Source organism: Janthinobacterium sp. BCJ23 (assembly GCF_059617945.1).
This window is the reverse complement of sequence record NZ_JCAQAW010000004.1, coordinates 221,607-235,430: the sequence shown is the minus strand read 5'-3', so window position 1 is coordinate 235,430 and position 13,824 is coordinate 221,607. Positions and strand designations below refer to the sequence as shown.

Here is a 13,824-nt window from a genome sequence, read left to right as displayed (position 1 = left end):
CGCCGCTGAATCAATTATTCATCCAATTTATTAAGGATCATCATGACCTCCGTCATCATCACCACCAATCTGGGCAAGATCACCGCTGAACTGGACGCCGAAAAAGCGCCGAAAACGGTTGCCAACTTCCTGGCCTACATGAAAGCCGGTCACTACGACAACACGATTTTCCACCGCGTCATCGACGGCTTCATGATCCAAGGCGGCGGTTTCGAGCCAGGCATGAAACAAAAGCCAGCCGACACCACCGTGGAAAACGAAGCCAAGAACGGCCTGAAAAACGATACCTACACGCTGGCCATGGCCCGCACGTCGGATCCGCATTCGGCATCGGCCCAGTTCTTCATCAACATCAAGAACAACAGCTTCCTCGACTATCCAGGCCAGGACGGCTGGGGCTACGCCGTGTTCGGTAAAGTCACCGAAGGCAAGGAAGTCGTCGACGCCATCCGCGCCGTGAAAACCTCGCGCGCCGGCATGTTCGCCGACGTGCCAGTGACGGACGTGATCATCGAGAAGGTAGAAGCCGCGTAATCAGGCTTCAGCATCATGAATAACAGGCATTGCAACGTTTTCGCCTCTCCATGCACATCACTTTTTGGGAGCGTTGAACGATGACAATGCCTGCCGCACTCTTTATTTCCGACCTGCATCTGCAGAGCTCGCACCCGCGCACCAGCGCGGCGTTTCTTTCTTTCCTGGAACACCATGCGCAATATGCGCAAGCGCTGTATCTATTAGGCGACCTGTTTGAATACTGGGCCGGCGACGATGACCTGGAAGACCCGTTCAATGCGCGCATGACGGCCGCCATCCGCGCCGTCAGCGATGCTGGCGTGCACGTCTACTGGATCGCCGGCAACCGCGACTTTCTGGTCGGCTCCGGCTTTGCCGCTGCCGCCGGCACCACTCTGCTCAGCGAACCGCACGTGGCCACGATAGCCGGCCAGCGCATCGTCCTGCTGCACGGCGACGCCGAATGCACGAAAGACGTGCAATACATGGAGTTTCGCGCCATGGTGCGCCAGCCCGCCTGGCAAAAACAGTTCCTGTCCATGCCGCTGGCGCAGCGCAAGGCCATCATCGACGGTTTGCGCAAGAGCAGCCGCGAGCACAATGGCGAAAAATCCATGGACATCATGGATGTCACGCCCGATGCTGTCGCGCAAGTGTTTGCCGAACATGCGAGCACCGTCATGATCCATGGCCATACGCACCGCCCTGCACTGCACCAGGTCGGCCATACCCTGCGCTATGTCTTGCCCGACTGGGAATGCGATGTCACGCCGCCGCGCGGCGGCTGGATCGCCATCGATGCGCGCGGCAACATCACGCGCCACGACCTGAACGGCAACATCATCGACTAGCTCTGCGCCGACGGCGGCACGGGCGTTTGTCCGATAGCCGCGCCCGCCTGGCCTTGCTGTAATGGCGCCATGCATACTGTTTACATCGGCACGGCCGGCTGGAGCATTTCCAGCGCCGCCGCCAGCCACTTTCCCCTCGATGGCAGCCACCTGCAGCGCTATGCCCAAGTGCTCAACTGCGTGGAAATCAACAGCTCGTTCTACCGCCCGCACCAGCCCGCCACCTACGCACGCTGGGCCGACAGCGTGCCCGACCATTTCCGCTTCAGCGTGAAATTGCCGCGCAGCATCACGCACGAGCGGCGCTTGCGCGATGGCGCGACCGAACTCGATCGCTTTGCGTCGGAAGTGGGGGAATTGGGAAGCAAGCTGGGCTGCGTACTGGTGCAGCTGCCGCCCAGCCTGCGTTTCGAGGCGGACGTGGCCGCCGCATTTTTCAGTGCGCTGCGCCAGCGCTTCGATGGCATGCTCGCGTGCGAGGCGCGCCACCCCAGCTGGTTCGAGCAAGGCGCGACCGAGCTGTTGACGATGCAGCGCATCACGCGCGTGCGCGCCGATCCGCCCGCCGGCCAGCCGGGCCCGCACGTACCGACGACCAACGTGGCCTACGTGCGCCTGCACGGCAGCCCGAGAATATATTATTCGGACTACCCTGCCGATTACCTGGCGACGCTGGCCGCCGAATTGCACGCATCGGCGCAGACGGACAGCTGGTGCATCTTCGACAATACGGCGGCCGGGGCCGCTCTGTTCAATGCGCTGGATCTGCAGGCGCGGATGACCTGAAAATACGTGTTGTTTTTTTGGGTCTTAGTGTTATAGTTAACTACAACACCAACTCAATACATCACGGAGCTTCGATGCCTACCGCATTTTTCACGCGCCGCGCCGCACCATCCTTATGGGAGCGCATTCCATGAGCGCGGAATGGAACGACAATAGCCCCATCTACCGCCAGCTCAAGGCCAGGGTGGTGAGCATGATGCTCGATGGCGTGCTGCAGTCCGGCGACGCCCTGCCTTCGGTGCGCCAGGTGGCGGCCGACTATCAATTGAATCCCATCACGGTGTCGCGCGCCTACCAGGAACTGGTCGACGATGCCCTGGTGGAAAAACGCAGAGGACTCGGTATGTATGTCTTGGAAGGCGCCCGCGACAAATTGCTGGCCAGTGAACGCGAGCGCTTCATGCGCGAAGAATGGCCGGCGATGCTTGAACGCATCACGCAACTGGGCCTGAACCTCGAGCAACTACTGCAAGCGAGCCGCGACAGCGGCGCACACGGAGAGAGCGCATGAATGCATTGAACAAGGATAGCGTCATCAGCGCGCGCGGCTTGCGCAAGCAATATGGCAAGCAGGTGGCCATCGATGGCATCAGCTTCGATATCGCGCCGGGACGCATCGTCGGCTTGATCGGGCCGAACGGTTCCGGCAAGACCACCACCCTGAAAGCCATCCTGGGCCTGACGGGCTTCGAAGGCGACTTGTCGGTGCTGGGGCGCGATCCCCGTGTGCAGCGCGATGCGCTGATGGACGACGTGTGCTTCATCGCCGACGTGGCCATCCTGCCGGGCTGGCTGCGCGTGGCCGACGCCATCGATTTCGTTGCTGGCGTGCATCCACGTTTCGACCGCAGCAAGGCCGAGCGCTACCTGGCCCACACCAAGCTGTCGCCGAAGATGAAGGTCAAGGCCATGTCGAAAGGCATGGTGGTGCAGCTGCACCTGGCGCTGGTGATGGCCATCGACGCCAAACTGCTGGTGCTCGACGAGCCGACCCTGGGCCTGGACATTCTGTACCGCAAGCAGTTCTACCAGAACTTGCTGGAAGACTATTTCGATGAAAACAAGACCATCGTCATCACCACACACCAGATCGAGGAAGTGGAACACATCCTTAGCGACCTGATGTTCATTCGCGACGGCAAGATCGTGCTGGCCTCAAGCATGGAAGAAGTGGGCGAGCGCTATATCGAGGTGATGGTGGGCCCGCAGCACGTCAATCCGGCGCGCGCCCTGCAGCCGATCAGCGAACGCAGCGTATTCGGCAAGTCGGTGATGCTGTTCGACGGCGTCGCCCGCACCCAGCTGGCCGCCCTGGGCGAAGTACGCACGCCCAGCCTGGCTGACCTGTTTGTCGCGACCATGAAAGGATCGTACCAATGAGTATTTCCCCTGCCAACAAGCTGCAATGGCTGATCCGGCGTGAACTGTGGGAACACAAGGGCATGCTGGTATGGACACCCGCCCTGATCGGCATCGTCATGACTGTGCTGGGCGCCTTGATGACGATAGGCACCATCGCCAAGACCAAGATGCGCACGGCGCTCATCGTCAATGGCGAGGAAGTGTCTTGGAGCACCGTCTTCAATACCCGCACTTTCGGCCCGCGCCGCACGGAAATCATCGACGCCGTCGCCAACAACTACACGTACGCGGCCGCGCCGCTGTTCCTGGCGCTGGGTTTCCTCGTGTTCTTCTATTGCCTGAGCGCCCTGCATGACGACCGCCGCGACCGCAGCGTGCTGTTCTGGAAATCGCTGCCCATCTCGGATGCGCAGACGGTGCTGTCGAAAGCAGCCATCGCCCTGCTGGTCGCGCCGCTGATCGTGGCCGCCGCCGCCAGCCTGACTTCGCTGGCCCTGATCCTGATACTCAGCGGCGTGCTGGCAGCCAACGGCATCCACGTGTTTGCCGAACTGCTCGCCACCCCCGGCCTGTACCTGGGACCGCTGCGCGTGTTCGGCTTGCTGCCCGTGTATTGCCTGTGGGCCTTGCCGACGGTCGGCTGGCTGCTGATGGTCTCGAGCTGGGCCAAATCGAAAGTCTTCCTGTGGGCCGTCGGCGTGCCGCTGCTGCTGCTCATCCTGACAGTGTGGGCCGGCAAGCTGACGCAGACGGAAAGCAATGTCAGCTGGATACAGATGAATGTCATCGGACGCGCCCTGCTGGGCACCCTCCCCGGCAGCTGGTATCTGTTCGAGCCGCAACTGCTGTCGCAAATGCATGCCCTGGAAGAAGGGGGATCGCACATGACGCGCATCGATGTGTTCAGCAACTCCTGGTCCAGCCTGGCCTTGCCAGCCGTCTGGCTGGGTGCGGCGGCAGGCGCGGCGCTGATTTACACCGCCATCCGCCTGCGCCGCTGGCGCGAGGAAGGCTGACAGCGCCATATCACCTCCCCCACAAAACGCCCCGCCCGCCGGGGCGTTTTTCATTTCTACTCCATTCAGCCCCAAAAAATAATAACTACCTTAGCGATAGTTATTATGAAAACTCCCTATCGCAACATCAAGACTATTCATTCGATAGCATTAATCCGATATAAAAATTACAAATAATTATTTCTATCGTATTTTATTACCAATCACATTTGATAATCGACAGTTAAAAAACAACAACTAGCAATTCGATAGGAAGGCGGTTTTTTGGATAAAAAGCGCAGAAATACGCGGGCACGACAGCAGACTCAGCCGAAAACACCTGCTTCGTGACAATTCGTGAGTATTTAGCCGCATGACGCCAGAGAAAATAAGACCGTGGGAAGTGATCAAAATGAAATTGGAAGTTTCAAAATTGAAACTATCCTCATAGTGGCAGCCAGCACATACGTCGTGCACACGCTGCATCCTGCCGTTACGTCTCGCCGGACCAGCCAGTTGCCGGCGCCACAAAATACAGGAAAGCGGCAACGCATAAAACGAATATGGAAATAACATTTTAAATATCGCCGAAATCGCGTTCTTTTGCCCCAACGTTTTTTTCCCAATTATGTTTTACTTGCCACTATCAACATCGGAAACACCAGAGTTCAACCACGGCCCAAGCCTCGCCGGAGCAAGCAAGGAATCGAAGCAGATTATTGATTTTTTATTATTTTAGAAAATTGTACGAATACTTAACCTTTTCCGGAGACTTTCAAATGGCCACCACCCAAAACCCAGCACAAGTTCCCGTCAATGCCGAAGGCGCTGGCGCCAAGATCGCGACGCCCGCAAAAAAAGCCGTCGACCCAAAAAACGGCGACCGCAAGCAGTATGACGAAGATGAACTGATCAAAGGGGACGATGCCAGCGCGACCATGCCGCCTGAAAATGTCGTGGAAGTCACGGGAAGCGCCGCCAACGGCAATGCCGGCGCCGTGGGCGCGGCGGCCGCTGTGGCGGCAGCCGCCCTGGCAGCCGGTGGCAGTGGCGCGGCCGCAGGCCAGGCCGGCAATGGCAGTGCCGACCTCGGCACGCCGCAAAGCGATAACAATGGTGGCGCCGCAGGTGCCGCGGGCACAGGCGCCGGTGCTGCCGGCATCCCCAGCGGCAGTGTCGTGGATGTGGCCGGCGCATCGGCTGGCGCCGGTAGCGGCGCGGGCGCTGGCGCTGCGGGTGGCCTGGGCGGACTTGGCGTGCTGGGCGCGCTCGGCGGCCTTGGCCTGGTCGCCGCCGCAGCCGGCGGTGGCGGAGGCGGTGGCGCCGCGGCTGGCGGTTCCGGCACCGGAGGCGGCACCGGTGGCGGCACGGGCACAGGCGGCACCGGTGGTACCGGAGGCGGCACCGGTGGCGGCACGGGCACAGGCGGCACCGGTGGTACCGGAGGCGGCACGGGGACGGGCGGTACCGGCGGCACAGGTGGCACGGGTGGCACGGGCGGCTCGACCGGCGGTGGCACTGGCAATCAATCCACCACCACCGTCGTGAGCAACGCAGCCGTGCTGGCCGCCGCTGCCGCCGCGGCGGCCGCCGCCAATGCCCTGGCCGATGACGCCGCCGCGGCGGCTGCAGCGGCCACGGCCGCAGCTTCGCTGGCCGCGGCAAATGCGGCCATCCTGGCCGACCAGCTGGCGGCGCAAGCGGCCGCTGACGCGGCGGCCGCCTTGCTCGCCGCCAATAGTGCCACCAGCGACGATGCGCTGGCGGCCAGCACGGCCGCTGTCGTGCCCGGCGCGCAAGCGGCAGCGACCGCCGCCACGAATGACGACAGCGCTGCCGCCGCCGCTGCCGCTGCCGCCGCCATATCCCAGGCCGCCGCCACGTCGGCGCAAAATGCCGATGCGGCTGCCGCCACGGCCGCCGCCAACGCCGCCGCCGCACACGCCGCCGCCGATGCGGCGCAAACACAAGCGGACCAGACCAACGCCCCTGCCCTGCAAGCCATCGCCGATGCGGCCGACGTGGTCGCCGCCGCGGCCATCACGCAGGCGGCGCTGACCGATGCGGCCGCGCTGGGCGTCATCGCGGCCAATGACGCCGCCGCTGCAGCCGCCGCCACGGCGCTGGCCAATGCCACGGACGCCGCCGCGCTGGACCTGGCGGCAACCGCCGCCGCCAACACCGCCGTCTCCGCAGGCATCCAGGCCAGCTTTACCGATGCCGCTGCCCTGGCCCTCATTTCGGATGCGGATGCCGCCGCGTCTGCCGCCGCGACCGAACTGGCCGATGTCACCGATGCCGCCGCCCTGGCCGCCGCCGCGAGCGCCGCCGCCACGGCCGCCGCCGATGCCGCGACAGCGGCCAATGCCAGCGACGCCACGGCACTGGGCATTGCCGCCACCGCCGCCGCAAATGCCTTCATTGCCGCTGATGCACAAGCAAACCTCACCGATGCCGTCGCGTTGACGATGGCAGCGGACGCCGCCGCCGGTATTGCCGCTCAGGACGCCGCCATCGCCAACGCCACGGACGCCGTCGCCCTGCAAGCGGCCGCCAATGCCGCCGCGACGAACGCGGCCAATGCACAGACGCAAGCGAACATGACGGACGCGCCCACCCTGGGCCTGATCGCCGATGCCGCTACCCTGGCGTCGGACGCGGCACAACTGCAGGCCGGCTTGACGGATGCGGCTGCGCTGGCCCTGATTTCCGATGCCGACGCTGCCGCCGCAGCCGCAGCCGCATTGGCCGCCAGTAGCGATGCCGCCGCGCTCGACGCCGCCGCCGCCCTTGCCGCCACTGTGGCGGCCAACGCCGTCGTCACAGCCAGCCTGAGCGACGCGGCCGCCCTGCAAATCACGGCCGATGCGGCCGCCAATACCTCCATCGGCGCCGCCGCGCAGGCAGCGTTGACGGACGCGGCCGCCCTGCAACTGGTTTCCGACGCCGATGCCGCCGCCGCGCTGGCCGCGCAAACGACGGCAAACCAGACTGATGCGGCCGCCCTGGCCGCCGCCGACGCAGCGGCCGCCAGCGATGCCGCCAATGCCCAGACTGTGGCCGACCAGACCGATGTGGTCGCCTTGCAGCAAGCGGCCGACCAGGCCGATGCCGACGCGGCTGCCGCCAATGCGCAAGCCAGCCTGCTGGACGTCAACGTTGCGCTCAACGCCTTCAACCTCGCCAGCATCGCCGCCGTGGCCGCCAACGTCACAGCCGGCCAGACGAGCGTGCTCGATCTGACGGCTGTCGTCAATACCCTGCAGCTCGGTGCCGATAATGCCGATATCACTGCCTCCCTGTTCGATGCCACCATCCTTGCCGGCATCTCCACCGCCGATGCGCTGACGGCAGCCGGCCTGCAAACCCTCGCCGCCGCGACCGATGCCGATGCACTCATCACTGCGGCGGCCGCTGCCGTCTCGGCGGCGGAGGTGGCCGCCGGGCTGGGCGGGATCGATATCTCGGCAGTCAGTGCTGCCGCCGCCGCACAGGCCGCCGCCGCGGCTGCCGCCGCCACGGCCCTGCTGACCGATGCCGGCGCGCTGGGCCTCGTTTCCACCACCGACGCCGCCGCCGAACTTGCCGCCCAGACGGCTGTCACCACCTTGACGGCCGCCAACACGCTGGCGCAAAACGCGCTGACGGCGGCACAATCCGTTGCCAACCTGACCGACGCCGTGGCCCTGGGTCTGGTCTCTTCCGCAGCCGACGCGGCCGCAGCCCTGGCCGTCACGACGGCTGGCCAGACCGATGCCACCACGCTGAGCCTCATCTCGAATGCCGATGCGCTGGTCGCCTCCTCGGCCGCCAGCTTGGCGGCGCTGACGGACGCCACGGCGCTGGGCTTGATCTCGACCGCCGATGCCACCGTGGCCGCCACCCTGCAGGCAACGGCCGACCTGACGGACGCCGCCGGCCTGGGCCTGCTCGCCACGGCCGCCGCAGCCGCCGCCAATACGGCGACGAATGTTGCCAACCTGACCGATGCGGTGGCCCTGGGCACGCTCTCGGCAGCGGCTACCACGGCCGCCAATACGGCTGCCGCCACCGCCGCGCTGACGGACGCCACGGCATTGGGCCTGGTGGCCACGGCCGATGCGGCTGCCGCCGCCACCCTGCAAACGACGGCCAACCTGACCGATGCCGTGGCACTGAACCTCGTCTCGACGGCCGCCAACACGGCCGCCACCGCCGCTGCCGCCGTCGCCAACCTGACCGATGCCGTGGCCCTGGGCACCGCGTCGACGGCCGCCACGGCCGCCGCCAACACGGCAGCGGCCACCGCCGCGCTGACCGACGCCGTCGCCCTGGGCCTGGTGTCCACCGTCGATGCGGCCGCCGCCACGGCCGCGCAAACGACGGCCAACCTGACGGACGCCGTCGCCCTGGGCCTGGTCGCGACCGTCAACGCCACCGCCTCGACGGCAGCAGCCGCCGTCGCCGGTCTCACCGACGCCGTCCTGCTCGGTACCGCCCACACGCTCAATGTGACGGCCGCCACCGTGGCGGCCACCAAGGCTGCCCTGACGGATGCCGCCGCACTGACCACCGTCGCCAGCAACGATGCGGCCAATGCCGCCGCCCTGGCCGCCTATTCAGCTGCCCACCCGTTCGACCTGGTGGCGGCGCTGGCGGCCACCACAGCGGCTACCACGGCGGCCCTGTCGCAGGCCGTCGCGCAGTCGGCGCAAGCCGATGACGCGGCTGCCGCCTCGACAGCCGCCACGGCGGCAGCATCCCTGACCGCCCTGAACAATGCTCTCGCGGCTGACAGTGCCGCCACCGCCGCCGCCACCCTGGCCCTGACTTCCCAGGCGGCAGCAACGGCGGCGGCGCTGGACGACACGCTCGCGGCCACGGCCGCTGGCGTGGCCGCCACCTCGCTGGCCGCGGCCCAGGCGGCGCAGGCAGCCGATGCCGCCGCCGCCGCGACGGCAGCGACGGCGGCCAACGCCCTGGCCGCCCTGAATGCGGCCTTGCAGGCGGACGCGAATGCGGCCGCCACGGCCGCTGCCGCCGTGGCGGCAAGCGCGGCCACCGCTACCGCCATCGCCGACGATCTGGCCGCTGCGACGGCCGCCACTGTCGCCAGCGTCTCGCAAGCGGCCGCACAAGCGGCGCAACTGGCAGACAATGCCGCCGCCAGCGCCGCCACCATCGCCGCCAACGCGCTCGCTTCCCTGAATGCGGCCCTGGCCGACGATGCGGCTGCCGCTGCGGCCGTGCTGAACTCCACCAATGCAACGGCCGCCGCGGTGGCCGCCGCCACCGCCGACACGGCTGCTGCCGCGGCGGCCGCCGTGGCCGCCATCTCGGCCGCCGCCACGCAGCACGCGCAAGCGGACGATATCGCTGCTGCCGCCGCCGCCCTCACGGCATCGATCTCGCTGGCAGCCACGCAAGCCGCGCTGGCCGCCGATCTCGCCGTCGGCACGACTGCGGCAACGGCAGCGAGCGCCGTGGCCGCGCTGAACCAGGCCCTGGCCGACGACGGCGCTGCCGCAGCAGCAGCCACGGCGGCGGCCAACGCGCAAGCGGCCCTGAATGCGGCCGTCACCACGCTCAACGCGGCGATATTGACGGCCAGCGCCTCGCTCGCCGCCGCCAATGCCGCTGCGGCAGACGACGCCACGGCGGCAAGCACGGCAGCCGCTGCCGCAGCGGCCCAGCTGCTTTCCGATGCGGCCTTGGTGGCCGATGTCGCCCTGGCGGCCCTTGCCACGGCGGCCAATAATGCACTGGCGGCAGCCAGCGCGGCGCTGGCCCTAGACGATGCAGCCGCCAATGCCGCGCACACGGCCGCCCTCTCGGCGGCCGCCACCCTGGCGGCGCAACTGGCCGACACGGCAGCCCTCAACGCCCATGCCGCACTCGATGCGGCCATCCTCAACCTGAACGCCGCCGTGACGGCCGATATCAACGCCACGGATGCCGACAATGACAAGACGCTGAAACTGAACCTCCTCATCGCCGCCCAGAGTGCGGCCGATGACGCGGCCCAGGCCAATGCCAATGCGGCTGCCGCCCATGCGGCGCTGGCGGCGGCCCAGGCCGACGATGCGGCTGCAGCCACCGCTGCCGCCAATGCCACTGCCGCGCATGCGGCGGCGGTCGCGGCGCAAAACGCCGATGCCGCCGCGGCAGCGGCAGCAGCGCAAGCGGCCATTTCCCTGGCCGCCACCCTCAATGCCCAGGCGGACGACGCCACTGCGGCAGCAGCCGCCACCGCCGCAGCCAATGCGCAACTGGCACTCGATGCAGCGCTGGCCGCCGACGCCGACGTCGCCGCCACGGCCGCCGCCGCGGCGGCAGCCCAACTGGCGGCGCAAAACGCGCATGACGCTGATGTTGCGGCAGCGGCAGCGGCCGTTGCGGCCGCCATCACCCTGGCCGCCACACAGGCGGCGCAAGCCGATGACGCGGCAGCCGCGCTGGCAGCGGCCAACGCGGCCAACGCCCAGGCGGCGCACAATGCCGCCGTCGCCGACGACCAGGCCGCAGCCGATGCCGCCGCAACCGCCGCACTGGCGCAAGCGGCTGCCACGGCAGCGGCAGCCGCCGATGCCGCCGCCACCGCCAGCGCCGCCGCAGCGGCAGCATCGCTGCTCGCAGCCCAGGCGGCGCAAGCCGACGACACGGCCGCCAACCAGGCAGCGGCCAATGCCGCTGCCGCCACCGCCGCGCACACGGCAGCCATCGCCGCCGACGCGCTGGCCGTCAGCACGGCGGCAACGGCCGCCAGCGCACTGGCAGCGGCCACGGCAGCGCAGAACGACGATGACGCCGCAGCAGCCGCAGCGGCCCAGGCCGCCGCCTCGCTGGCAATCACCCAGGCGGCACAGGCCGACGATGCGGCGGCAGCGGCCGCCACCGTCAACGCCAACAATGCGATAGCAGCGGCAGCGGCAGCCCATGCGGCCGATGCCGCCGCGCCGCTGGCGCAGGCACAGGCCGCCGCTTCCCTGGCGGCCCTGCAAGCGGCGCAAGCGGACGATGCGGTCGCCGCCAGCGCGGCAGCGGCTGCGGCGCAAGCACATGCCAATGCGGATGCCGCGCAGGCGGACGACACGGCGGCGGCCCAGGCCAATGCCGACGCGCAGGCAGCCGACGCGGCACTGGCGCAAGCGAACGCCATCGCGGCGCAGACCGACGCCAGCGCGCTGGCCGTCGTGGCGAATGCGGATGCGGCCAACGCCGCCGCCGTGCAAGCGATCGCCGACCAGACCGATGCCGTGGCGCTCACGCAGGCCGCCGATGCGGCAACGGCAGCAGCGCTGGCAGCGGCGCAGACGGCCGCCCTGACGGACGCCAGCGCACTGCAACTGGCCGCCGATGCGGCCGCGGCCGCGGCCCTGCAGGCGCAGGCGCAGGCGGACCTGACGGACGCCGGCTCGCTGACGGTGGCGGCGAATGCCGATGCCGCGGCGGCAGCGGCGGCCCAGGCCCAGGCCGACCTGACGGACGCGAGCCAGCTGTTCGTGCTGAGCCAGAATGCCCTGCACAACCCGCTGACGGTAGCCGACTTCAGCACGGGATTGCCGGCCGCCGGCGGCGACGTGATCGACATGTCGGCCATCGCCGACCTGGCGGCATCGGTGGCCGTGGGCGTCAACGTGAGCACGGACTTTGGCAACAACAACCTGTTCATCTTCGACGGCACGTCCGTGTCGATCGGCGCGGCGGCCAGCGCCATCGCGGCCGATGACAGCGTCTTGTCGGGACAGGGCTACATCGTCATCGCCGATGCGCAAAACAGCGGCGCCGTGACCGTGTATCACTCGACTGACCTGAGCAACGCCAACGCCATCGACACGGCGCTGGTGCTGCTCAGCGGCGTGAACATCACGCAGCTGACGGGTGCCAACTTCGTCGTCTGAAGCCGGGCACCCACGCCAGGCGCCGCGCCTGGCACGGCGGCGGGAGCGCAGCACAGCGGGCGCTCCCGCCACACCTAGAAATGCGTCAGGCCTGGTGCCGGAAAAATACGGGATGAGATTACGCGGTTCCCCAGCATTGTTTTCACTGCCACGTGGCGCGGCCTTGCTGGCGGCCATGGCCATGGCATCCATCAGCTCCTTCGTCCAGGCCCAGGGCGGCACCGCCTGGAGCTTCGACCAGGTCTTGCAGCAGGCGCTGCAAAGCCATCCCGCCGTGCAGGGCAAGCGCTCGGCGCAGGCGGCCGCGCGCGCCGACCTCGATGGCGCGCAATGGCAGCGCTTCCCCAGCCTGTCGGCCGAAGTCCCCACGGGTTCGCAGGAAACGGGCGGCGTGGTGCGCCTCGAGCAGCCGCTGTGGAGCGGCGGGCGCATCGACGCCGGCATCGATGCGGCCGGCAGCCGGGTCGACGCGGCCGGCGCCGCCATCGAGGAAGAACGCCTGACCCTCTCGCTGCGCGTGATCGCCGCCTACACGGAAGCGCTGCGCCAGACGGCGCGCATGCGCTCGGCCGAAGAGGGACTGGCCGAGCACCAGCGCCTGCTGGACATGATCAAGCGCCGCGTGGCGCAGTCGGTCAGTTCGCAAACGGACCAGCGCCTGGCCGAATCGCGCGCCTACCAGGCGGCCAACGACGTGTCGAATGCGCGCCAGGCGCAGGAAAACGCGCTGGCGCAGCTGTCGCAGCTGGCCGGCAAACCCGTGCGCCTCGTCACCGCCGCCGGCATCGGCGTGGGCGAACCGCTGCCCGATGCCAGCCTGGAACGGGTCATGCGCCAGGCCATCGGCTACTCCCCTACCCTGCAGCGCCTCGATTTCGAGGCGCAGGCGGCCGATTCCGAGATCACCATGCAGCGCTCTGCCTACATGCCGAAGGTGGTGCTGCGCATGGAAAAGCCCACGGGCGGCGGCATCAATGCGGACAACCGCGCACGCGCCATGCTGGTGCTGCAGGCGCAGCCGGGCGCCGGCTTGTCGGCCAAGGCCGGCGTGGACGCCGCCGTTGCCCGCCGCGAAGGCGCGCGCGCCGCGCACGATGCGGCCGAGCGCGACGTGCGCGAGCGTTTCACCCTGGACTGGAACGAGGCCGAAGCGAGCCGCCAGCGCCTGGACAATGCGGGCGAGGCCAGCACCACCTCGACGCAGGTATTCGAATCGTATGCACGCCAGTACGTGATCGGCCGCAAGAGCTGGAACGACGTGCTCAACGCCGTGCGCGAAGCAACCCAGGCGCGGTTTTCGCTGGAAGACACGCGCGCGCAGGCGATTGCCGCCAGCCTGCGCCTGGCCGCGCAGACGGGCACCCTGGCCGGGCGCACGGCGCCGCCGGGCCTGGCGCGCGCGAATTGACACCGACATGATGCAGACAGGAGACA

General features: G+C 67.8%; 8 protein-coding genes. All 8 read left to right on the top strand.

The features are described from left to right. Window positions 1–42: 42 nt before the first annotated feature. The 8 genes from AC54AG_RS15260 to AC54AG_RS15225 all read left to right on the top strand — a co-directional run bounded on the left by AC54AG_RS15260 (window position 43) and on the right by AC54AG_RS15225 (window position 13,798). Complete coding sequence (locus AC54AG_RS15260; protein WP_034756945.1) at window positions 43–534, top strand: peptidylprolyl isomerase; 492 nt, start codon at window positions 43–45, stop codon at window positions 532–534. A gap of 86 nt (window positions 535–620) precedes the next feature. Continuing rightward, on the top strand, window positions 621–1,367 hold the full coding sequence (locus AC54AG_RS15255) for a UDP-2,3-diacylglucosamine diphosphatase (RefSeq protein ID WP_496630818.1): 747 nt from the start codon (window positions 621–623) through the stop codon (window positions 1,365–1,367). A 69-nt stretch (window positions 1,368–1,436) separates the two neighbouring features. After that, window positions 1,437–2,153: a DUF72 domain-containing protein gene (locus AC54AG_RS15250; protein WP_496630817.1), complete on the top strand. Its 717-nt coding sequence runs from the start codon at window positions 1,437–1,439 to the stop codon at window positions 2,151–2,153. Window positions 2,154–2,283: 130 nt separating this feature from the next. Then, a complete protein-coding gene (locus AC54AG_RS15245) occupies window positions 2,284–2,664 on the top strand; it encodes a GntR family transcriptional regulator (protein ID WP_496630816.1) in 381 nt (126 codons plus the stop codon). Beyond that, window positions 2,661–3,533, top strand: a complete 873-nt coding sequence (locus tag AC54AG_RS15240) for an ABC transporter ATP-binding protein (RefSeq protein WP_034756930.1) — start codon at window positions 2,661–2,663, stop codon at window positions 3,531–3,533. The genes AC54AG_RS15245 and AC54AG_RS15240 overlap by 4 nt, the downstream gene beginning before the upstream one ends. Beyond that, on the top strand, window positions 3,530–4,531 hold the full coding sequence (locus AC54AG_RS15235) for a hypothetical protein (RefSeq protein WP_496630815.1): 1,002 nt from the start codon (window positions 3,530–3,532) through the stop codon (window positions 4,529–4,531). Before AC54AG_RS15240 ends, AC54AG_RS15235 begins: the two co-directional genes overlap by 4 nt. Before the next feature lie 758 nt (window positions 4,532–5,289). Beyond that, window positions 5,290–12,390, top strand: coding sequence for a hypothetical protein (locus AC54AG_RS15230; protein WP_496630814.1), 7,101 nt, complete (start codon window positions 5,290–5,292; stop codon window positions 12,388–12,390). A 136-nt stretch (window positions 12,391–12,526) separates the two neighbouring features. Beyond that, window positions 12,527–13,798 (top strand): TolC family protein, encoded by a 1,272-nt coding sequence (locus AC54AG_RS15225; protein ID WP_496630813.1) that lies wholly within the window; start codon window positions 12,527–12,529, stop codon window positions 13,796–13,798. Window positions 13,799–13,824 lie beyond the last annotated feature (26 nt).